General features: G+C 58.5%; 30 protein-coding genes and 1 other RNA gene. 4 read left to right on the forward strand and 27 right to left on the reverse strand.

Annotated elements, in window-relative coordinates:
• Positions 1–199: 199 nt before the first annotated feature.
• The 5 genes from MOV80_RS08675 to MOV80_RS08695 form a co-directional block, all read right to left on the reverse strand.
• The gene (locus MOV80_RS08675; RefSeq protein WP_249605030.1) at positions 200–973 is read right to left on the reverse strand and encodes a DNA adenine methylase; all 774 of its coding nucleotides are present in this window, start codon (positions 971–973) and stop codon (positions 200–202) included.
• A gap of 80 nt (positions 974–1,053) precedes the next feature.
• Positions 1,054–1,248 carry a Com family DNA-binding transcriptional regulator gene (locus MOV80_RS08680; protein WP_114152753.1) on the reverse strand — a complete coding sequence of 65 codons (195 nt, stop codon included), beginning with the start codon at positions 1,246–1,248 and terminating at the stop codon, positions 1,054–1,056.
• Positions 1,249–1,396: 148 nt separating this feature from the next.
• Entirely contained in the window at positions 1,397–2,416 is a 1,020-nt protein-coding gene (locus MOV80_RS08685) for a major capsid protein (RefSeq protein ID WP_249605031.1), read from the reverse strand.
• A 17-nt stretch (positions 2,417–2,433) separates the two neighbouring features.
• Positions 2,434–2,820 (reverse strand): hypothetical protein, encoded by a 387-nt coding sequence (locus MOV80_RS08690; RefSeq protein WP_249605032.1) that lies wholly within the window; start codon positions 2,818–2,820, stop codon positions 2,434–2,436.
• A gap of 9 nt (positions 2,821–2,829) precedes the next feature.
• Positions 2,830–3,846 carry a phage protease gene (locus MOV80_RS08695; protein WP_249605033.1) on the reverse strand — a complete coding sequence of 339 codons (1,017 nt, stop codon included), beginning with the start codon at positions 3,844–3,846 and terminating at the stop codon, positions 2,830–2,832.
• A 171-nt stretch (positions 3,847–4,017) separates the two neighbouring features.
• Here MOV80_RS08695 and MOV80_RS08700 point away from each other — a divergent pair, with 171 nt between their 5' ends.
• The 4 genes from MOV80_RS08700 (at position 4,018) to MOV80_RS08715 (ending at position 6,519) form a co-directional block, all read left to right on the forward strand.
• Positions 4,018–4,818, forward strand: coding sequence for a hypothetical protein (locus tag MOV80_RS08700; RefSeq protein WP_249605034.1), 801 nt, complete (start codon positions 4,018–4,020; stop codon positions 4,816–4,818).
• A gap of 191 nt (positions 4,819–5,009) precedes the next feature.
• Positions 5,010–5,576, forward strand: coding sequence for a PAAR domain-containing protein (locus MOV80_RS08705; protein WP_249605035.1), 567 nt, complete (start codon positions 5,010–5,012; stop codon positions 5,574–5,576).
• A gap of 2 nt (positions 5,577–5,578) precedes the next feature.
• Entirely contained in the window at positions 5,579–6,196 is a 618-nt protein-coding gene (locus MOV80_RS08710) for a hypothetical protein (protein WP_249605036.1), read from the forward strand.
• The gene (locus MOV80_RS08715; protein WP_203390521.1) at positions 6,193–6,519 is read left to right on the forward strand and encodes a hypothetical protein; all 327 of its coding nucleotides are present in this window, start codon (positions 6,193–6,195) and stop codon (positions 6,517–6,519) included. The genes MOV80_RS08710 and MOV80_RS08715 overlap by 4 nt, the downstream gene beginning before the upstream one ends.
• 31 nt (positions 6,520–6,550) lie before the next feature.
• On the opposite strand, the gene MOV80_RS08720 is transcribed toward MOV80_RS08715, so the two are convergent.
• The 22 genes from MOV80_RS08720 to MOV80_RS08825 all read right to left on the reverse strand — a co-directional run bounded on the left by MOV80_RS08720 (position 6,551) and on the right by MOV80_RS08825 (position 18,497).
• Positions 6,551–7,162 carry a phage virion morphogenesis protein gene (locus MOV80_RS08720; RefSeq protein WP_249605037.1) on the reverse strand — a complete coding sequence of 204 codons (612 nt, stop codon included), beginning with the start codon at positions 7,160–7,162 and terminating at the stop codon, positions 6,551–6,553.
• Between the two features lie 53 nt (positions 7,163–7,215).
• The gene (locus MOV80_RS08725; protein WP_249605038.1) at positions 7,216–8,502 is read right to left on the reverse strand and encodes a phage minor head protein; all 1,287 of its coding nucleotides are present in this window, start codon (positions 8,500–8,502) and stop codon (positions 7,216–7,218) included.
• Complete coding sequence (locus MOV80_RS08730; RefSeq protein ID WP_249605039.1) at positions 8,492–10,042, reverse strand: DUF935 domain-containing protein; 1,551 nt, start codon at positions 10,040–10,042, stop codon at positions 8,492–8,494. Before MOV80_RS08730 ends, MOV80_RS08725 begins: the two co-directional genes overlap by 11 nt.
• Positions 10,043–10,052: 10 nt before the next feature.
• The gene (locus MOV80_RS08735; RefSeq protein WP_249605040.1) at positions 10,053–11,600 is read right to left on the reverse strand and encodes a hypothetical protein; all 1,548 of its coding nucleotides are present in this window, start codon (positions 11,598–11,600) and stop codon (positions 10,053–10,055) included.
• The gene (locus MOV80_RS08740; RefSeq protein WP_200122384.1) at positions 11,590–11,772 is read right to left on the reverse strand and encodes a hypothetical protein; all 183 of its coding nucleotides are present in this window, start codon (positions 11,770–11,772) and stop codon (positions 11,590–11,592) included. The genes MOV80_RS08735 and MOV80_RS08740 overlap by 11 nt, the downstream gene beginning before the upstream one ends.
• Positions 11,773–11,796: 24 nt before the next feature.
• Positions 11,797–12,342: a DUF3486 family protein gene (locus MOV80_RS08745; protein ID WP_114152741.1), complete on the reverse strand. Its 546-nt coding sequence runs from the start codon at positions 12,340–12,342 to the stop codon at positions 11,797–11,799.
• A 1-nt stretch (position 12,343) separates the two neighbouring features.
• Positions 12,344–12,658: a hypothetical protein gene (locus tag MOV80_RS08750; RefSeq protein ID WP_114152740.1), complete on the reverse strand. Its 315-nt coding sequence runs from the start codon at positions 12,656–12,658 to the stop codon at positions 12,344–12,346.
• A complete protein-coding gene (locus MOV80_RS08755) occupies positions 12,655–13,023 on the reverse strand; it encodes a hypothetical protein (RefSeq protein ID WP_233620762.1) in 369 nt (122 codons plus the stop codon). Before MOV80_RS08755 ends, MOV80_RS08750 begins: the two co-directional genes overlap by 4 nt.
• A 17-nt stretch (positions 13,024–13,040) precedes the next feature.
• On the reverse strand, positions 13,041–13,241 hold the full coding sequence (locus MOV80_RS08760) for a TraR/DksA family transcriptional regulator (protein ID WP_249605041.1): 201 nt from the start codon (positions 13,239–13,241) through the stop codon (positions 13,041–13,043).
• Entirely contained in the window at positions 13,228–13,425 is a 198-nt protein-coding gene (locus tag MOV80_RS08765) for a hypothetical protein (RefSeq protein ID WP_249605042.1), read from the reverse strand. The genes MOV80_RS08760 and MOV80_RS08765 overlap by 14 nt, the downstream gene beginning before the upstream one ends.
• A complete protein-coding gene (locus MOV80_RS08770) occupies positions 13,422–13,991 on the reverse strand; it encodes a hypothetical protein (protein WP_249605043.1) in 570 nt (189 codons plus the stop codon). Before MOV80_RS08770 ends, MOV80_RS08765 begins: the two co-directional genes overlap by 4 nt.
• Positions 13,988–14,227, reverse strand: coding sequence for a hypothetical protein (locus tag MOV80_RS08775; RefSeq protein ID WP_203390515.1), 240 nt, complete (start codon positions 14,225–14,227; stop codon positions 13,988–13,990). Before MOV80_RS08775 ends, MOV80_RS08770 begins: the two co-directional genes overlap by 4 nt.
• A gap of 2 nt (positions 14,228–14,229) precedes the next feature.
• Positions 14,230–14,751 (reverse strand): N-acetylmuramoyl-L-alanine amidase, encoded by a 522-nt coding sequence (locus MOV80_RS08780; protein ID WP_249605044.1) that lies wholly within the window; start codon positions 14,749–14,751, stop codon positions 14,230–14,232.
• Positions 14,752–14,841: 90 nt separating this feature from the next.
• Positions 14,842–15,240, reverse strand: coding sequence for a DUF2511 domain-containing protein (locus MOV80_RS08785; protein WP_249605045.1), 399 nt, complete (start codon positions 15,238–15,240; stop codon positions 14,842–14,844).
• Between the two features lie 8 nt (positions 15,241–15,248).
• Positions 15,249–15,698 carry a Mor transcription activator family protein gene (locus MOV80_RS08790; RefSeq protein WP_249605046.1) on the reverse strand — a complete coding sequence of 150 codons (450 nt, stop codon included), beginning with the start codon at positions 15,696–15,698 and terminating at the stop codon, positions 15,249–15,251.
• Positions 15,695–16,111: a regulatory protein GemA gene (locus MOV80_RS08795; protein ID WP_249605047.1), complete on the reverse strand. Its 417-nt coding sequence runs from the start codon at positions 16,109–16,111 to the stop codon at positions 15,695–15,697. The genes MOV80_RS08790 and MOV80_RS08795 overlap by 4 nt, the downstream gene beginning before the upstream one ends.
• Positions 16,112–16,223: 112 nt before the next feature.
• Positions 16,224–16,288: hammerhead ribozyme type II (locus MOV80_RS08800), an RNA gene on the reverse strand.
• A 3-nt stretch (positions 16,289–16,291) separates the two neighbouring features.
• The gene (locus MOV80_RS08805) at positions 16,292–16,471 is read right to left on the reverse strand and encodes a hypothetical protein (RefSeq protein WP_249605048.1); all 180 of its coding nucleotides are present in this window, start codon (positions 16,469–16,471) and stop codon (positions 16,292–16,294) included.
• Between the two features lies 1 nt (position 16,472).
• Entirely contained in the window at positions 16,473–16,652 is a 180-nt protein-coding gene (locus tag MOV80_RS08810; protein WP_114152732.1) for a hypothetical protein, read from the reverse strand.
• Between the two features lies 1 nt (position 16,653).
• A complete protein-coding gene (locus MOV80_RS08815) occupies positions 16,654–16,854 on the reverse strand; it encodes a hypothetical protein (RefSeq protein ID WP_114152731.1) in 201 nt (66 codons plus the stop codon).
• 1 nt (position 16,855) lies between these two features.
• Positions 16,856–17,476, reverse strand: coding sequence for a DUF3164 family protein (locus MOV80_RS08820; RefSeq protein WP_249605049.1), 621 nt, complete (start codon positions 17,474–17,476; stop codon positions 16,856–16,858).
• 310 nt (positions 17,477–17,786) lie between these two features.
• On the reverse strand, positions 17,787–18,497 hold the full coding sequence (locus tag MOV80_RS08825) for a hypothetical protein (RefSeq protein ID WP_249605050.1): 711 nt from the start codon (positions 18,495–18,497) through the stop codon (positions 17,787–17,789).

The following is an 18,497-nucleotide window of genomic DNA, read 5'->3' on the forward strand; positions in this document are numbered from 1 at the left end:
ATGTAGTTGCCGTATAAACTGTATAAAGTTCGGGCATCATTTGTATGATTAAGTTAGTTAGAGTTAATGCGATTTTGAAACTGAAATCAACTTCGCTTTTCTTCCGTGCTTAACGTAACCCTGATGCAGATGGCGTGGTTACATGAGGTATGGCTACAATGGTTATTATAGTGCAGCCTGGCATTATTTCTAACCCCACTCAATTTATGTTCCGATTTAAAATAATCAGCTCCCCAGCCTCTTTCCTGGCAGCTCCCTGGCCCACGGTGTAGCGAATGCTGACGCGCTCCTGGTAGAAGTCCTGGAACACCTCACGGATCGCGGGATGATCGTTGATGCTCAACACAAACTGCCCCCGGCACTGGCGCATGATCTCGGCCAGTGCCACATACTCATCGAATGGGAAGGGCACGCCATAGCCCTGGGTTTGCCAATATGGCGGGTCTGCGTAAAACAGGGTGTGCGGCCGATCATAGCGCTGAATGCAGCTCTTCCAATCCAGGTGTTCGATCAAGGTCCGAGACAGTCTCAGATGGGCCGCGGACAGCTCCTCCTCCAACCGCAGCAAATTGAGCCGGGGCGCACTGGTGGTCATGGTGCCAAAGGTCTGGTTCTCGGTCTTGGCCCCAAAGGCGGTTTTCTGCAGGTAATAGAATCGTGCCGCCCGCTGGATGTCCGTCAGCGTTTCCGTCGGTGTCGCCTGCAGCCATTTGAAAATTTGTCGGGAGGTCAGCGACCATTTGAAGTGCCGGATGAACTCCTCTAGGTGGTGCTGGACAACTCGGTACAGATTGACGATCTCGCAGTTGATGTCATTCAGCACCTCAGCTTTGGACGGTGCCTTCAAAAAGAACAACGCCGCCGCACCGCAGAAGGGCTCGACGTAACAGGTGTGTTTGGGGAACAGGGGCAAGATGTGTTTGGCCAGGCGGCGTTTGCCGCCGATCCAGGGCACAATGGGGTTGCTCGTCATGCTGGGCTCCAGTGGCTCTCTAGGGGCGCTGGAGTCGGGGCGCGAGGCCCTCGGGCTTTGGGCCGGGCGAAAACCCGGCGTTACGGTTTACTGCTCTGTCGCCGCCGGTGGTCGAGGCAATCTCGCACCGATGCCGGCATGCGTGGAGATGTAGCCACAAAGGCATTCATGGCGCTGCACCGCGGGCACTTGATGCGCAGTTCAACATACCATCCCTCCGCCAGCTTTTTATGACAACATCCGCACCGTATTTCCTCTGCAATGGTTTTATTCATGCTGCAAGTTTCTTGAAACCCGGTAGACTGGTCTCGCTTTCTGGCCAGAAAGTGACGGCCTCCGGGTTGGCTTGCAGGTGCTTCTGCAGGTCAGCTGGCCGGCGACGTGTTACCGCACGCCACCGGTCGCCGTCTCTCTACTGCTGCGCTATTTCAGCGCCAGTTCTACCAGCATCTCAGGGCGGAGACACAAAGGCAGCGGGTTGGACTGGGTGTGCACGTCGACGCCGCGGTCAAAATCGGTGTTTTTGATCTTGGCGTAGTACGGCTCGCCGACCGTGCCCACCGCTTCCATGAAATCGCCTGGCGCATCGTAGGTGCGGAACGAGTTAACAGTCCCCAGCGGCACCACATGCCCACGACCCGGATCAATCAGCGGATGGAGTTTGTCCGAGCTGTCCGAGACCTCACCCACATATTCTTCGAACGTAAGGCCGCCGAATTTGAAACCGCTGCGGGTATCGCCCCCAAGCGCTTCCTGTGCCGCCGCCCAGCCCTGGAACGCCTTTTCGACTTTGGGGTGAGCCGTCAGGGCATCGAAGAAATCCGCATCGACCCAGACCAACTTGTTGGTATAGCGGTCGCCCATCAGGTTTTTCTCGATGTGGCGCGAGACATTCATGCAGGCGCGTTTGACATCGAATGCCGCATCGCTCAGCTTGAATTCGATCGTCTTTTTGGAGATGCCGTATTCCTTGAACAGGTCGTACAGCAGATTGCCGTCCCCATCCAGGATTTGTCCCTTGATGGCACCCAACATCATCCATTCCTGCGTCAGATCGTGGCGGGCTTTCATTTCTTGAAGACGTTCATTCACCACCGCGGCGACATCCGCAACCGGATCGGTCGAGCCAAAGCCACGGCTCCCGCTTAGGTCCGACGCCAGAATCGTATCGTCATGCGGGATGTGAGGGATGACGAAAGAGCGGACATTCCGGCCCTTTCGAGCTGACCGGCTGCCCGGCGCGCCCAGGTCTTTCGGACCGAGCAAGTGGAGCCGGCCATTCGCGTACTCGATAACCACCGTCCGCGTGTTGACCCCTTTGCGCGTGAAAATGCCGCGCTGACCGACTTTGCTGTACATGTTGGGCAGCAACTTAATGGATTCGGTGAGGCTGGCAACACCGAATGCCGGGTCTTTCAAAATATCTGCGATTGTAGTGAGCATATTGGGGTGTCCTTTGCTTAATTACGTTCGACGATCCGGGCACCACGCGCGGACAACATGCGCACCGCCTGGCGATAGTGCGCCGGTGCGCTGGTTTTTGCATCGCGCAACACCGGCAGGGTGTCCAGCGCTAGCGAGCAGTTGCCGGCAACGATATTGGCGGGTCGCTGTGTGACGCCAGCCGTGGCGGCCGGCAACGGCGTGCGCACCACGCCGACGACGAATGCTGGCAGCGGGTCGGCGGCGTTGAGCCAGGGAACCGCCAGTTCGTCATCCAGCTTGTCCACGCCCAGCAGGGTGCCGGCGGCCAGCGCGACCGGGCCGACGAGGACGCTCTCTTGCGACAAGCCAGGCTCGCCCTGGAGCGGGATTTGCGGCTTGATTTGTTCGGTGATGGTTGCCATGGGGTTTCCTTATTTCTGTGCGGCGCGAGCCTTGGCGTTGGCGATCAGCGGGTTGTCGCCGCCACCGTGCTGGCCATCGCCTTTTGCATTGGCGGCGCGCTGCGCATCAGCCGCGGCCGCGATGACCGGAGCGCCAGCGACGAACTGGCGGAACGACGACATGTCGGCCGCGCACTGGGCGCGGAAGTAACTGCGGGAGGCCGGCGCAATCTTGCCGGCTTTGATTGCCTCGTCGAGCATTTGGTCAATCTCCGAGTCCTTAGCCCCAGCCTCCTGCTGAGCCAGCGCATTGGCGACGCGCTCGTACTCTGCTTTGGGCACGAATCCGGTCAGCACGCTGTTGGCAACGGTTTGAAGCGTAGCGTCATCCGCTGCGCCGACGGCCTGGCGCAAACTGTTGGCCGCGGTTTGATTTTCCTTCTTGGCCGTCACCAGCGCCTTGATCGCCTTAACGGCCGCGGCGGCATCCGCATCAGCCGGCAGGCCGAGCAGTTCCAGCAGTTTTGCTAATTCCACGATGGTTCCTCCATGTGTGGTGTTGAGGGCACGCAAAAACAGGTTCGGGATATTGCTGAGAGCGACCGAGACGATGAAGACAACGCGGCCGGTTGGGTCGAAATCGAAAACCGGGGACATATAGCGGTATTCTTTTTTGCCGATTTGATCGGCGGCGGCCGCGGTCCACTCGACGCGTGCCCAGACGGCCCCGCCTCGCTCCTCCATGGCCTTGATCCAGCCTGCGGCAGGCGCTTTTTGTCCGGTTTGCTGCACAAGCATTGTTTGGTGGTCGTAATCAAACACCGGCTCAATGCCGCCGCTTTGATCCGCCATGAACGCGCTCAGGATGGCCGGGATGTCTGCAAGCCATGGGCCGCGCCCATCCCGGCCGCTAAATTGTCCAGCCGGCAGCAACTGGACCCATTCCGGCACTTGACCATCGACGAGCTCAAGGCTCATAGAGCAGGCCGCTCGCGATGTCATATCGGCGGCGGAGTTGAGGGCGCGGAAGTAGGTTTGCGTGTTCATGGGCCGCATTGTGGGGCGGCCATGTCGTGGAGAAAGATATGGAAGGGCTTCGGCAAGAAACTTGCTACGTGAAGCTGAATCAAAGCCTTCCAGCAAAAATGGCATCACTTGCTGGAAAATGACATTTGGGATGTGGTAGATTTTATATTCTTAAAACAATAGGAATATAAAATGTTTGAAACTGCTGTAAGTTGGTTTAAAGATAGTACCGTCCAAGGGCTTTTCTTGTCGCCATTAATTGGTGCCATCATGGGACTGCTGCTGACCTTTCTTACTCAAGGTAGCCAGTTAAGCAATGCCAACCGTCCAAGAGACGTCATTCTGATTGTTCAGAAGAAAATCACAAACAACAATCCAGCAAGAAACAACTCTGATGATCCTGCTGCTGTCTTGATTGCCTTGGCCGCTGCGCTATTGTTTTCGATTTACTTCTATGCGGTGCACTCCGTTCTCATAATTGATACTGCATTCAAGGCAACATTGTTTGCGATCTCATTGGGAGTTGCCTTTGTTTTTGCGCTTATTTTACAAAGCAGAATATCTGGTGCTGAGTGGATTGCCAGGGTTGTTCTGCCTCTGGTCTTTATTCTGTTCTCGTGGGTATTGTGGGGCTATGCTCAACGTGGCATTGTTCCTGGAGCAAAAGAAGTTGCCGAACAGTCGGGAGTTGTGAAATTTTACTTCTCCGCATTAGATGAGCCACATAGAAACTGGATTTTGAGTCAACTGCTTGGTGTACTGGCAAGTGCCGTCTATACCATTCTGGCAATTGTAAACCTGTTTCATAATATGGCTTTGCTCCAAGTGCGCTATCAAGGACAGCTACAGGCTTTCTGGCTGTGGGTTTTTAGGGCTACACACTTCTTCTCTACAGGTGGTGTCGTATTCCTGATCATCCTCCTAGGGGCATTGGCCTTGTGCTTGCTCAATGGAATGGGGTACGAATTTCTGATGAGCCGTGTAAAACTGTAGCGCCCCGCCTCTGGAGTGCAAATTTAACGTGAGTTAACGGGGTCTGGTTGCGTTTTGCCAGTCTTCCTGCAACCTTGCCCCATCCTCCGCCCACTTGTCGTGATAGTGGGCTTTTCTACGCCTTCTTCAAGACCACAAACATTCGCAAGACTATGCAAGCGTGAACCAAAGGCCAGTACCTTGGAGAGCGCATGCAATCTAAAATGCTGGTTTTACTTGTCGCAGGAAAGCCAATGAAGCGCGTTATCCGCCTTGGAGACCCCACCGATCACGGTGGTTTTGTCACCAGTGCCGCATCGACCACGGTTTTCTTTGGCAAGCCGGTCGCTTTGATTGGGGATGCCGTGAGTTGTCCGAGACAGGGGCACACGAACTGCGTCATCGTTGAAGGCGATGCTTCTTGGGTCGTGAATGGTAAAGGCGTGGCGCTGGAGGGGCACAAGGTCAGTTGCGGCGCAACATTGATTTCCACTATGCCGGAGGTCGGCCGATCTTACGAAAGCAGCGGCTCTTCCTCATCGGGCATTGGAGCCGGCATGGCTCTGGCCGCCACAGGAGCCGCCGGCTTGCTCCAAATGTTCAATGAGAAATTCCAGCTCCTAGACGAGTCGTCCGGCCACCCCTTGGCTAACCATGAGTACGCTATTGTGCGAGCGGATGGAAAAGTCGAGCATGGCGTCACAGACGATGATGGACACACCCATCTTACAAAAGCCACTGTTGAGTCGGAAGAACTCAGCATCTACCTGGAGGGCTGAACGTGGCCGGGGAAAACGCTAGTCAAACCCTTAAAGCACCGAGCGGAAAAGACCTGTTCCTGGTAAGGAAGCAGACCTCAACGCCTACCACCAATGATGAGCTCAAAAAGGTGCTGTTAAAGCGGGAGCTAATCGAGGTTATCATCAGCGACTCTAGGATGCGCAGCATGGGCTCTCAATGGGGGCATGCCGCCATTGTCATTGATGGCCAGGTCTATAGCCGTGCGCATGAAGAGTATGTGAAAACCGACAAGAATACCTACCTGAACGGCGGGGTTGTTCAGAGAGCAAACGACACTATCAATGTCAATGGCAACCGTTGGCGCGACAATGTTGGCGTTTATCTCACTGTATCAACAAGAGAGAAGGACATCGTAAAAAACGAATTGGAGCGGCGAATTAAAGTTGATCGGGAGTTCAAGCGCAAGCATCCGGACGAGACGTCATATAGTTTGTTCAGTAATAGCTGCTCGTCTAATGTTGCTGACGCTTTGGAGTTGGTCAATATATTGGCCCATGATCCTCGTTGGATTCCTTTTCCGGTTGCCCCCGCCGAATTGCTTGCTGTTATCGAAAAATCCAATCGAGCAGTAAAAAAAGAGCTCTACCCCAAGAAATGAAAAAAGCCTTACTTATCAATTTTATTGTGACTGCAATCTCCGTTGCAGTTACATCCATATACTTTTTGAGCCAGCAACCCAAATTTTGGAAGGAGCGCCTGGAGCTAAAGAAATTTGAAGTCATGAGTGTGGAGCCGACTTCAGTGTATGAATTTTCCGATTTAAAAAATGCAAGCTTCAAAGTTAAAAAAGGCGATCAATGCTTCTATGTAAGCGAGGGGAGCTTTTCATTTGGCGAGGCTACGCCTGATCTGGCTTGGTACAAGAAGCTAATTATTCTCTGCCCAGAAAAGGGTATTGGCTGGATTGAGAATGGTAAGTGATTCGTGACTGACTCATCAACGCCAGGCGGCATTAGCCCTCTCCATCAATATGGCGATTGATCACGGCCACCAGCTCCGCCTCGGCCCGCGGTGCCAACTGCCCGTTTTCATCCACCGGCAGGTAAGAACGCGCCGGCAGATAGACGCTTAGACCGCGGCCAGCAATGCCGCCCAAGTGCTGGATCGCCGCATAGGCGTCCAGGCCATTGCCCCAAGGGCCGAAGCGCAGTCCTTCCGCGCTGGCGGCATAGCTGAATGCGGCACGGCGCAGATTGCCATCGACCTGCAAAATACGCTTTGCGCCTAGGCGGCGCTCGCCGGCGATGCTCAGCTTGCCGTTCCGCTTGTAGTTCTTGTGGCCGCCGTGGCTGCGCAAATAGGCGGTGAGCGTCGACGGGGCATTGGGCTGCCAGGGTGTGCCGGACCAGTCGCTTTGTTCACTAAAACGCTCGTCGGTTTCGCCTTTTGCCCATTCGGCCCAGTCCAACAGCGCTGGCCGCAGGTTTTGGCCGCGCTGCTCCAGTTGCGCGAGCGATTGCTCGACCGTGTCGCTGACCACTTTGATTTCAAAGCTGTTTTCACTCATAATGATTAAACACCGTGCGGGAATACGTGAATTCGCCTGTACGTATGGCAAGCCCACCAGGGAGTGCCCACGCAGGAAGTGGCGTCCTGCCTGCCCGGTGATTCCCCCCTCTATTTGACCCGCCGGTATTGCGCCGGGTTATCCAAGTCCGACAGTTCCACATAGCCCAAGGTCGTTAACGTATTGGTCTGTATGCTGACCCGCTTGCCATCCTGTTGTTTATCTTTTGTGCGGTAATTTGCACTGACCACGGCTTTTACGTGTTTCTTGCCTCCCTGGGCAGGGTAGATCATCAGGTACAACGGCTTGGACTCCCCTTGCTCGACGACCTGGTACACCCTTTCCGGTTGGTACATGCCGACTACAGCGCGCAGGGCGTCCGCCTGGCTGATCCGCTTTGTCGCCTTACCGCCGGCATCGCGCAGCGCGTGTTTGATCTCGCTATCGTCGACCGAGATCACCGCAGTGGCCAGTTCCTGACCGGTCACGGTTTCGATGTGCTCGACCAGCTCCGGGGCCAGCGCGCCGATGTGGATGCGCTGCTTGCTCGGCTTGTAGTTACTCGGGTCCGGGTAGATCCGTTGCACAAGCGGCCGCCATTGTTCCTGGAGCACCTTGTCCAGGGCGTCGATGTTTTCCGCCGCGCTGCGCACCGCAGCCGCACCGATCCGCGCCGAGGTGCTGGCCGCCTTGTCCAGCAACTGGCGTCCCAGGTAAGCCTGGCCGGGGGCGTAGTCCCAGCCAAAATCGACGCCGTCCGGCACAAAGACGCTGCTGCCGTCCGGCCGAATAATCTCGCGGGTCTCGATGACGGGTGCGGTGTCCGGGCCGGACTTGCCGAATGTGCTGCGCAGTTCCTGTTCGGATACCGCGACGATGCTGCACTGGCAGCCCCAGCCATTAGGAGGGAAATGGATCTGCCACCATGGGTCGTCGGCCCGCAGAATGAGGCCGTTCCAGGCCAAGTGTTGCGGGCGCGGCCGCAACACCGAGTCGCTGTGTTTGTAGCGCCAGTATGGCCGGACCTTGAGCATGTCCGGGTCGGTCAACTGCTGCCAGCGCCCGGCGGCGTAGCTGCTGGCGAGGTTGGTCTGGTAGATCACGCGGCTGCGCCAGTCGCGGCTGCCGTTGTACTCCCAGCCACGCTCCGCGACGATCTTGTCGAAGTCGCGCCGGAAATCCGCCAGCGTGCTGCCGCCGGCAACTGCCTTGTCAACCGCCTGGCGCAAATCCTCAAGTAAGTCACCGGCCATCGCGCCGGCCACGACGAAGGCCTTGTCGTGCTGGCCTTTCATGATGTCGGTCCAGCGTTCGGTGCCCAGATTCAGTTTCTGCCGAAAATAGGTGAGCTGGGCATCCCAGGGTCGCTTGAACACTGCGGCCAGGCTATCGGCCATGGTTCACCTCGTAGCGCCCGGCCAACTCGGCAAGGCTGAAACCGGTATGCATCACGCGCTGCAGCTGCTCGGTTGGCAGATCGCCGTAGGCGTCCAACAGCCATGCACGAAACGACTCCAGGTCCGGCGCATCGGCCAGCGCCTGGCGGATGACCTGCAGCATCGCGTCCAGCGGCTGTTGGCCTGCCTGGGTCAGTTGCTGCTGCAGCGCGTCCAGTTGCCCGCTCTGGCTAGGCTGCAGCTGGTTGGCTACGCGATAACGATTGACGGCCTGGGCCAGGCCAACGCCGGCGTCAACGGGCTGCAATAATGCCTCGCCTTCTTTGGGTTTCTCCAGGCCAAAGCGCTGATAGACCGAGTCCTGGCTAATTGGCAACCCCGCCCGCACCAGCGTATTGACGACGCCGGCCAGCGCGGTCAAGTCCTCGGGTTTATTGACACGAATCTTGATCGACGGATAAACCGACTGCGGCCCGAGGTTTAAATCAACCAGCGGCCGGACATAGTCGCGGGCCAGTGTCGTTTCGAGCTGCCCGACATCCGACTCCAAAATGTCTTGTCGCACTTCGTTGTGAACTTTGCCGAGCGCGTAAGCGCCGCCGCCGCTTTCGCCGGCATTGGTTGACAGCGTTTGCCCGAGCACGATCTTGCTAATGTTGCGGTCGAAATACTCGCCGAGTTTTGCATAGATATCGACGGAGGCAGTTTTATTGCCAGCGTCGACGAATTCTATTTTCATGTCCTTGGGGATCGCCGCCGCCGCGTCGGTGCCCAGGCTGCGCAGCGCTTGCAGCAGCGAGTCGATGTCCGCCGGCGTCGCGCTTTTCTCGTAGTAGCCAACACGCAGCGGCTGACCGTAGGCTTCAGCGAAGGTTAACCAATCTTTGATCGCAAAATTGCTGAACAAGAAGGCCCAAGTCGCCATCCGGGCCAAGCCGCCGCGGATCAACACCCCGGATTTCGCCTTCACCTTGTGCACGATGAATTTGTACGGCAGCAGCGGTTCCCCCGCCTGGTCCATATCCGAGCGCAGAAACAGCGTGTCCGGCTCGGTTTTGCGGGTCTGCAGCCAGTAGGGCTGGAGGTGTTGCAGCCCCCTGGGCATCCATTGTTTTGCACTGGTTTCCCAGTCGATTTCATGCACGCTATAGCCTTTGCCGATGGCGTCCAGCAAATCGAACAGGCTCGCCCGCACCGGCTCCAGCGCCTGCTCTACAAGCTCGGCGGCGCGCAGGCTGGTGGCATCGTCGCCGGCCGGTTCGACATAGAGTTCCAAGCCGACCAGGGCGCGTTTACGCGTTGACAGCTCAGAACCGTAATGGAGGTACTTTTCTTCCATATCTTCGGCAAGCTTCAGGTAGTCGCTAGCATTGCCAGTCACGGCATTGCGCAACATGGTGCCCAGTCGATGCGGGTCCAGCCCCTGAGTGACGCCGGCAACAATTTGACGAACCCCGGTGGTGGTCGGGGTGGCGATCGTGGTTTTTAACAGGCCGGTGCTGATCGGCTGGCCATCGGGGCCAAGGATTCTGCTCGCCATTTTTCTTCCTTTACCAGGTGCCGCGACCGAAACGACCGGACGCGGCATGCATGCCGCGGCTGATGCCGTGATAGCCGCGGGTGGCTAATGGCGTTGCGTTGATTTCGCGGCTGGCGTATTTGGCCAGTGCCAGCGCAATGGCCGCATCACCGTGGCGCTGGCCCTTGTCTTCTCCCGCCGTTCGGCTTTCGGGCACCCTCGGCACGCCTTTGATGATTTGGACCGACCGCAGGTCGGCCAAAATGTCCTTATCTTTGGGGATGTCGATCAATTCGCCGTCCTCTAGAGCGGCTTTCAATGGCGGCATATGCTCGCGATACCAACTTTCGGTGGGCATGATCTGATGAATGCGTTCCACGCCGTAGCGCTGCATGGCCACCTCCGCAAGGTATTGACCGTTCCCTCGAGCGTCGAACGCGGCCCCAGCAAAATTGGGCAACCCATCCAGCAAGTGAAAACAAAGTTGTTCCTGCTGCCGGAATGGAACATTGCGCAGCTCTAACACGAAGGGCACCCGATGCAATAGATTCTGCTGCTCAATCAAGGGCACATGCACCGACAGATCGCCGCTACGGGCAAAGTCCTGGCCGTCGAATGACCGCAGCTCCGGTGGCAGCTTTTTCAACACGGGGTCCAGGTGTTCCTCAATCCAGTCCTGACAATCAAGATGACGGGTGGTGTCGGACAGCAGCTCGAATCCCTCCTTGCACTCGTAGCGCAAAACCGGGGTCTCTGCGGACATGCGTAGCTCAATCAGCGCACGCGATAGCCAGGCACCGCCCGAATTGGCCGGCACGCAGTCCAGCTCTTCCACCGCGCCATCGCCATAGAAGGCGTAGACCCCCGCCATCCACTCGGCCTCGTCCGCAGCGCTCCAGTCCTTGCCCAGACGTAAGCAAACCCGCCGATAAAGTCCGTCTGCAACGGCTTCTTTGAATGTCACACGATGCACACTGCCTTTGCGCTTGCCGGCCCGGATATCTTCAATCAGGTCGTTGAACGGGTTATCGGTGCCGTTATGGGTGGAAATGATGCGCACCTTGCCACCCCAGATCAGCATGGCCAGCGCTGCTTTCAGCAGCTCGCCCAGTTTGTCGTGGAATGCGGCCTCGTCAATGACGATGATCCCTTGCCGGCCGCGCAAGTTGGACGGCCGGCTGGACAAGGCGACGATACGGAAGCCGGAGGCGGGGAATCGGATGGTATAGGTCTTGATGTGTTTGTCCGCATCGTCTTCCCCGTCCCAAAACCCTTCTTCCACTTCACCGGCCGCGTAATTGAAGACTCGTGCCCACATCGCACATGCCTGGATGTACTCGATAGTCATGTCCTGGTTGTAAGCGATGTAGTAGACGTTCTGCCCGCCGGCGCTGCGGGCAGTCGCGGCCGACAGCACATCATCTGAGGCCTCACCCCAGGTCAGGCCGGTACGGCGGCTTTTCTCTATGACCTTGAGCGGGGACGGGTCAGCAACCCAGCGCTGCTGATACCCCATCAAGGCTGCCGGAGCCTCAATGCTTGCCGTATTGGGGAGCTGAACTGGAAGGTTAGCTTTCATCCACGGCCTCGCCCTGGAGGAGACTATCAATGACCATATCCGGCTCCGCTTCGGCCATAATGGCCCTCACTTCCTCCTCGCTGTCGGCAATCACCGTCGCCTCGTAAACTTCGCAGGATATGCGCGAGCCATTGCTCTTCGTTTCACTGTATTTCACATGCCATTCATACATTTCAGTCCCCATGCTCACGTTGCTTTAGCCCGCAATCCCAAGGATTTCTCGACGCAGCTGTGCTGCTACCTCGGCCGACAGGCCGCCTTTCTGGGCGATCTTCTCGACATTGGCGGCGGCTGTGTCCACCTTCGCCTGCACTTCCTGGCGAAACCGCTTCTGGTTGACGCTGGCCCTGGCCAGGGTGGCGATGTTTTTCGCCGCTTTCGACAATAGCGCGATGCGGTCTTCCGGTCGGATGTCTTCCTCGTTGGCCTCTTGCAGATTGACGATGCTTTCAAACATCTCTGTCTGCACCAGTGCGATCACCGCTTCGCTGCGTGCGTCCTGATCATCGGCCGCGCCCTCGGTTAGAAAGCGCGCCGCCTCAGTGCTCGCTTTAATGGCGGCGAATCGGCGCTCGATTTTCTGGCCGTAGCGGTGAATCGCTGATCGGCTGACCGCGCAGCCCCGCTCGCGCAGGGCCTCCTCCAGCGCCTTATAACCGCTGAAATTGCCATCGATCAGCGCTTTGTCCAGCCAGTCGCGTACCGCTTTGGGCAACTGCTCGACACTGTTGCGACGCGCCATCTCATTGGCCCCAGTATTTTTGGGGTCGGGCAATGCCAGGTTCGCAGTCGATGGTGTACTCGGTGATATCGACGCCGTATCGGGTCAGATCGCCCCACCACCGCCCGCTAGCCTCTTTGCGCAATTTCACCAGCACCCGGACGGCCAAGTAATCCAGCTCTTTGCGGACCTCCAGTGCCGTGACGTCGGGGTATAGCGTCTGCATCGTCATCAATACGATGTCCTCGCAGACTTCTTCCGGACGTGCGTTGTACAGTGCCAGCAGCAGATACCAGCGCAGCGATTCACGACGCAATTTCGCTTGATCCACATTCATCGGTGTGCCCTCAATTGGATGTTCTCGATTTTCAGCGCCACAGCGTCCAACTTGGCTTCGATTACCGTTTGATTGCGCATGTAATCTTCGCGGCGCACATAAGAGAGAGGTAGGTCTCCCTGAAACTTCAGGAAGTCCCTCTCCAAGCGATGCACGCTTTCAGCTTGTTGGGACAACTGTTGATTCACGCTTTCGGCCTGTTGGCCCAGCTGCTTAAGTAGGGCCTGAGTTTGCTGTTCCTGTCGGTCATCCCGCTCACTCTGCCGGCGGTCCACTTGTGCCAGGAACAGCTTGCCTGCGGCAAATAGAAAACCGAAAAACGAGAGCGCTAGCCCAATCAGGTATGTCGGCTCCAATGTGATCAATATTTCCCCCTCGGCGCTCAGCGGCGCTCCTTGCGTTCTTGGCAGTAAATACAGCGGCGGCAGCCTGGCATCGCTCTAGCCCGCGCCGGCGGGATCGCGTCGCCGCAATCCTCGCAGTGGCTCAAGGCCAGCCCGCTGGCGGCACGGGCCAGTTGATCGCTCAACGCGATATCGCGCTGCAGCTGTTCCAGCTCCGACGCCTGGTCAAACTGATCCATCAAATGCCTCCGTCCACGACGCCTGGGCTTCCGCCAGGCGGTTTGCGGCTTCTTTTGCACAATTGCCATTTCCCCCCATCGGAGCGATCTGCTGAATCAGCCCGGACAGCCTGTCGCTGGTGGCGTCAAGTTCGTCGAGCAGATCGCCGCGGTCATTCATTCGCAGGCCAAGGAAATCGATCACCGGGACTCCGCGTGATACAAGCGGTTCAAGCTGTCGAGCTGCTGCTCTATCTTCTGGCACCAAGCGCCGTAATCGGCGGAATGAGCCAGGAGGTCGACTGGTAATAGCCCGGTCTCGGCGGCGGCGGTCGCATCGGTTTTTGCAGCATTTCCGGCGTCGGTTGCGGGCAAGCCCTTTGCGGCGTCGACATAACCGAGGTTGTCGGTGTAGAGCCGCAGCCCTGCAGGGCCAAGGCCAGTAAAAGAAGAGCCGTCGGAACGAGTCGCATCGGGGATTCTCCGTTTCAGTGCGGCATGAGCCGCAACGAGTTCAGCGCGGGTGTTCAGCAGTTCAACGCCTAGGCGGTGCGCCTGTTCGTTGAGCGCGGTTTGCTCGCGCAGCGCTTTGTCCAGCGCCGTCGCCTGGGCTTCCGCCTGGCTCTGGCGCTCGCGTGCATAGTCGGCATGCAGTCGGTCCAACTTGGCCTGGTAGACATTGGCGGCGACTTGGTATCCGCCGCCGGCAATCAGGCCGGACACTGCGATCACCAACAGCGCCAGGCCAATGGGCCTCAACCAAGGATTCATGGCGTTTCCTCCGGTTTTGTCGGCAGCGTGTCGCGAGTGATGGCGGCGCGTTTGGACGCTTGGCTTTGCGTCACCCAGGCAGCCAGATAGCCAACAAACAGCCATTCGCTCAGTTGGCCGGTGACAGTGGCGTAAAGCAGCGCCAACGTGCTGGCCAGGAATGCGCCGACCAGGGTGCTGTCGCTGGTAGAAAGCCGGCCAGAGGCCGGGTTTGTGATGAGGTCTCGCAGCGCCATGGTCAGCCCAACAGATGCGCGGCTAAGGGCTTCATACCGCTAGACAGCCATTCGGCGACCGTGAAGCCCGGGCAGGTTTTGGTCCACTCGTTCGGCGTGATCTTGCCGTCGCCGTTGAGGTCCGGGGACAAGTCGCGATGGCCGAGCACGGACGCACCAGGGAACTGCGCCTGCAGCGCTTTGACCAGGCTGTGCAACGCGCTCCACTGCGCGCTGGTATAGCGGTCTGTGCCGACCAGGCAAATCCCGATGCTGTCAGCGTTATGGCCCTGGACATGCGCGCCGATTTCGTCGAGATGCCGGCCAGTCGATTTGCGGCCGTCGACGTCCAGCACGTAGTGATAGCCGATGGACTTGAGATTGGGGTTGAAGCTGGCGGCATAGGGGCCGCTGCGCCGGAAGCCGCGCTGGCTGTGCCAAACATCAATGATGCCGGCGGCGGTTTGGCTGTCACTGCGCGCCAGTTGCTTGCCATTGGGCGAGGCGGCGCAATGAATCACAATTCGATTGATGGTTCGGGCCATGGGGCCGCTCCTGTCGTGGACATGAAGCGATATTAGGGAGCGGCGGCCGAAAAGAAGATCAGGAAGGAGTTCGGTAGGGGATGCGGCTTACTACTTACACAGACGTTCAGCGATGTCGAATAGTGGAGACAGCGACATCTTGGGCGTCACGCAGTTGGGTTCGTCAGGCCGGCAAGCCATTCCAGGGTTGGAGTTGTCGAGGAGTAGCGGGCGAATCTCAGGATACACTGCGTTCGCCATACCATTGATGCCCCAGCGCTGGCCGTTAGGGTCTTCGAACACGTAGCGAGCACCGAGTTCGCAGTAAACTTTGCCGGAGCTGACGCGTAGCGGCCACTCATTGCCCAACTGCGCGGCAGATACTGATTGGCTTTGTGCCTGCGAGGGGGATGAAGTGGGGGTAGTGGCCTTGTACTGGTAATACTCTGCACCTGCTATAGCAACCATGAGAACAGCCACAATGCCTAACTGCTTATTGGTAATCGCCATCACTCCCCCTAAAACAAGCTCCCTTGCGCCTCCGGCAACACCTGGTCGACCTTGGATAAGATGTCTTCCAGCCTCCGGTCGCATAGTCGGTACTTGGGAACCAGTATATTGTTGACAGTGGCATTATGCCCCAATTCCCGGCACCACTTATCATAGTCCGCACGGATGTTGGCATCACGCAAACCGCGCAGCGCCGCCGCGCATTTCGGCACATAGAGCCGGGTATCGCCATAACGCCGCACCAGCAGCCGAGCGGCATCGGTGCCCACGACCTCCGACAGCGCGGAGAAACTGCCACGCTCGCGTGTGGTTTTGGGTACAGAAACATGGGTGCCGCCAAAGGCGTTCACGAGTTTCAATGTAGTGGCCAGGCCGATGATGTCGACGACCTGGCGGGCATTTTCCGGCAGCAGATGCAAAGCGCGGGCCATCGCCGCTTCATGCTGGGCTTCGTTCATTTCGGCCTCCCATTGCGACGCGCATCGTAAACCAGCGCCAACATCAATTTGTTCAGCTGCTCGGCGTCCAGCCATTCCACGCGGGCAATCCGGAACATATGCCACGCCATGCCGTGGGCGTAGCTCCAGGGCCTGGCGGCGCTAGCCAGCTGCGCCTCAATTTTTGCGACCAGTGTTTCGCGGCTGTCCGTCGGCCGCGGCCTGCGGCCATGCTTTTGCGCTGGCTTTTGCACGAAACCGAGGCGAGCCATCTCGCGCAGCGCCATGTCCAGTTCGGCCCGCGTTAATTGCGTGCTGCTCCGTTTGCCCGATGCGATGCGAGCGAGCATCGCCCGATAGTCGGCGTCGTCCATTTGCAGCTTGCGCTTGGCGATCTGCAATTTAACGATCATCGGTTTGCGCGGGTCTGTCATCGTGTTTCCTCCTGCTCGCATGGGTGAGCCGCCTGCCGGCGGTATCAGAGAACGGCACCCCTGTTGAATGGATCGGGGCCGGCGGCTCACCCATGCGAGCTCTGTCGATGGTCTGCGGCTGCTCATCAGTACCGGGCCGCCACGCCCGGCAGACCGCCCTTGCGGGCGGTTTCGCGGGGGTCAGTCTTTCTCGATAAGGTCGCCGGCTGTGTTCCCAATTTTTTCGGCGAGGTGGGCCAGGGCGCCCTCGTTGTAGGCGTCGAGGTCTCCCCACTGCGCGGCCATGTCCTGCAACTTCCGCTGCATGGCCAGAAGGGATCGGCGCTGTCCGGCTGCGATCTGTTTGTGCGTGGGGGCCATCTCATTCACCCAGCGGAATCAGATCGTCAACGGGAACAAAGGCGTTGTACTCCTGCGTGCAGTACGGGCAGCGCAGGATCAGGTCGATGACTGGACTCGGCCCCACCGCGCTGTCGAACACATCCGCCTTGACGTGATTCAGCCAGCCCATCGTTTCGCTGCAGTTGATGCAGTTAGCCATCTCAATCCTCCTGCGCGTCGCGCATTGCCTGAAGAACCGCCTGGGTGTGATATCCGGAAATCATCACGATGGCGAAAGTTCTGCTGTTATTCAGTTCCATTTCAACGACCTCGAACTGATCATCCTCAGCGTTAACCGCCTCGTTGAAGACATTAAGAAGGGTGGTTTTGGGCCAGTCGAACACGTTTGTCAGTGCGCTCATCTCAAACTCCCGCAATATCAAGGGGGATCATCCGGTACTGTTCGGATTTGCCGATTCGCTCATAGAGCCGGATATAGGTGGAGCTGCCTACCACCTGCAGCGCCTCGCCAATGGCCGTCATAGCCCGCTGCCAACGCTCGTCTTGGATGTCCAGGCGACGCAGAGCCAAAATGCGGGCGGTATTGATCTTGCCTTTTTTGTCCACGGCAAAAGCCTGGTTCACGATCGCCTGCAGTTCCGGCCCGGCCCCTTCCGACCAGTCGTGTAGACACTGATCAATCAACACCTTCGCCGCCTGCAGACGCTCATCAAAGGCGATCCGGTCCTGGAACGCGCGTTCCAGGCGATAACGGCCGTCGAAGCTGTGCAGCGTTACGTTGCCCTTTTTGCCGCCCACCACGACGCCGTACTGTTCCCAGGACAGCTCGGTAAAGGCGGCCACGTCGTCAAAGGCACTTTTCTTGAAGCCCGCTAGGGCATCGGAAATCGGCAGGGCCCTGCCCACCAGCTCTTTCACCAGGCGGTCCCGTTCCTGGTCAATGGGCCGGATCAGACTGACCGGCACTAAATGACCTTTGGCGTCCTGCCAGTACCCCTCCGGGATTTGCATATCGTTTTGCATCGTCATCACCTCAACAATCGCTTTACATGCGCCAGTTGCCGCCGGTTCCTTTCCAGCCACTCAGGCGTGAGTGGCGGCTCATCCTCCGCCCGCCAAAACGGACGATTAGGAGGTGGAGCACTGGCCGGCGGCTCCGGCACCGGGACAGCCACAGGCGGCGCTGGCGTGGCGACCAGGCTGGCAGCCAGTTCGTCCTGGTAGTCGTCCCATACGATCCGCCGCGCGTCTCGCCGGTCGATGTCCATCGCTACCAGCCGGTCCACCTCGGCAGCCAGCCGCTGCCGGGTCGCCTCGTCCAACACCGCCTGTGTCATAAGGCGGCCCCGATCAGCGGCGCCGCGAGACGCATGAACTCGTTCAGGGCCGCGGCCTCTGTCACGCTCAGCGTCAATTTCCCGCCATGGTTCTGAATCTCCAGCGAGCCGTTATTCACCACAGCGATGCGGAATTGCCGGGTGAAGCGGGCTAGCGTCTGGTCGATCTGGTCCAGTTCCGCGACGTCGGCCGGCTGGGCCGTTGGTTCCGGCAACAACACCGGGGCCGGGTCCAGTTGCACGCCTGCCGGGACTCCATCCGATGCCGGCACGCTGGCGGGCGGCTCCTGCCACTGCCAGCCATCGTTGACGATGCGCACGCAGTTTTTTTTGCGCCAGTGCTGCAGCGCTGCGTTGATTGCCTGACGCGAGCCATCTACCCGTTTCGCCAGTTCGGCGACGCTGAGTGTTTGCTGTGGCGCGGCCTCTAGGTGCTGCCGCACCTGCTGCGGCACTGACAGGCTGTCGCACGGCGCAGCAGCGATGGGTGTCGCTGGCGGCGTAGCGACTGTAGTCGGCAGGTTGATTTGGTAGGTCTTCTGGTCCAGGTCGAATGTCACGAGATAGACCTCGGCCAGCTTGTCCAGGCATTGCTGCACCAGTTCGCGGTTCAACTGGGTGGCCTCAACCAGTTGACCGAATGTCAGCGGTTGCGAGGCGCGGTTCAGAGCGTGGACGATGGTTTGTTGATGCGGAATGATTTGCAT

The organism is Chromobacterium sp. IRSSSOUMB001 (genome assembly GCF_023507765.1).
Classification (GTDB): Bacteria; Pseudomonadota; Gammaproteobacteria; order Burkholderiales; family Chromobacteriaceae; genus Chromobacterium; species Chromobacterium haemolyticum.

Bases quoted from the DNA above. Each gene is read 5' to 3' on its own strand.
- MOV80_RS08675 (WP_249605030.1), bottom strand. From the start codon at position 973: ATGACGAGCAACCCCATTGTGCCCTGGATCGGCGGCAAACGCCGCCTG.
- MOV80_RS08680 (WP_114152753.1), bottom strand. From the start codon at position 1,248: ATGAATAAAACCATTGCAGAGGAAATACGGTGCGGATGTTGTCATAAA.
- MOV80_RS08685 (WP_249605031.1), bottom strand. From the start codon at position 2,416: ATGCTCACTACAATCGCAGATATTTTGAAAGACCCGGCATTCGGTGTT.
- MOV80_RS08690 (WP_249605032.1), bottom strand. From the start codon at position 2,820: ATGGCAACCATCACCGAACAAATCAAGCCGCAAATCCCGCTCCAGGGC.
- MOV80_RS08695 (WP_249605033.1), bottom strand. From the start codon at position 3,846: ATGAACACGCAAACCTACTTCCGCGCCCTCAACTCCGCCGCCGATATG.
- MOV80_RS08700 (WP_249605034.1), top strand. From the start codon at position 4,018: ATGTTTGAAACTGCTGTAAGTTGGTTTAAAGATAGTACCGTCCAAGGG.
- MOV80_RS08705 (WP_249605035.1), top strand. From the start codon at position 5,010: ATGCAATCTAAAATGCTGGTTTTACTTGTCGCAGGAAAGCCAATGAAG.
- MOV80_RS08715 (WP_203390521.1), top strand. From the start codon at position 6,193: ATGAAAAAAGCCTTACTTATCAATTTTATTGTGACTGCAATCTCCGTT.
- MOV80_RS08725 (WP_249605038.1), bottom strand. From the start codon at position 8,502: ATGGCCGATAGCCTGGCCGCAGTGTTCAAGCGACCCTGGGATGCCCAG.
- MOV80_RS08730 (WP_249605039.1), bottom strand. From the start codon at position 10,042: ATGGCGAGCAGAATCCTTGGCCCCGATGGCCAGCCGATCAGCACCGGC.
- MOV80_RS08735 (WP_249605040.1), bottom strand. From the start codon at position 11,600: ATGAAAGCTAACCTTCCAGTTCAGCTCCCCAATACGGCAAGCATTGAG.
- MOV80_RS08740 (WP_200122384.1), bottom strand. From the start codon at position 11,772: ATGTATGAATGGCATGTGAAATACAGTGAAACGAAGAGCAATGGCTCG.
- MOV80_RS08745 (WP_114152741.1), bottom strand. From the start codon at position 12,342: ATGGCGCGTCGCAACAGTGTCGAGCAGTTGCCCAAAGCGGTACGCGAC.
- MOV80_RS08750 (WP_114152740.1), bottom strand. From the start codon at position 12,658: ATGAATGTGGATCAAGCGAAATTGCGTCGTGAATCGCTGCGCTGGTAT.
- MOV80_RS08760 (WP_249605041.1), bottom strand. From the start codon at position 13,241: ATGGATCAGTTTGACCAGGCGTCGGAGCTGGAACAGCTGCAGCGCGAT.
- MOV80_RS08770 (WP_249605043.1), bottom strand. From the start codon at position 13,991: ATGAATCCTTGGTTGAGGCCCATTGGCCTGGCGCTGTTGGTGATCGCA.
- MOV80_RS08775 (WP_203390515.1), bottom strand. From the start codon at position 14,227: ATGGCGCTGCGAGACCTCATCACAAACCCGGCCTCTGGCCGGCTTTCT.
- MOV80_RS08780 (WP_249605044.1), bottom strand. From the start codon at position 14,751: ATGGCCCGAACCATCAATCGAATTGTGATTCATTGCGCCGCCTCGCCC.
- MOV80_RS08785 (WP_249605045.1), bottom strand. From the start codon at position 15,240: ATGGCGATTACCAATAAGCAGTTAGGCATTGTGGCTGTTCTCATGGTT.
- MOV80_RS08790 (WP_249605046.1), bottom strand. From the start codon at position 15,698: ATGAACGAAGCCCAGCATGAAGCGGCGATGGCCCGCGCTTTGCATCTG.
- MOV80_RS08795 (WP_249605047.1), bottom strand. From the start codon at position 16,111: ATGACAGACCCGCGCAAACCGATGATCGTTAAATTGCAGATCGCCAAG.
- MOV80_RS08805 (WP_249605048.1), bottom strand. From the start codon at position 16,471: ATGGCCCCCACGCACAAACAGATCGCAGCCGGACAGCGCCGATCCCTT.
- MOV80_RS08810 (WP_114152732.1), bottom strand. From the start codon at position 16,652: ATGGCTAACTGCATCAACTGCAGCGAAACGATGGGCTGGCTGAATCAC.
- MOV80_RS08815 (WP_114152731.1), bottom strand. From the start codon at position 16,854: ATGAGCGCACTGACAAACGTGTTCGACTGGCCCAAAACCACCCTTCTT.
- MOV80_RS08820 (WP_249605049.1), bottom strand. From the start codon at position 17,476: ATGCAAAACGATATGCAAATCCCGGAGGGGTACTGGCAGGACGCCAAA.
- MOV80_RS08825 (WP_249605050.1), bottom strand. From the start codon at position 18,497: ATGCAAATCATTCCGCATCAACAAACCATCGTCCACGCTCTGAACCGC.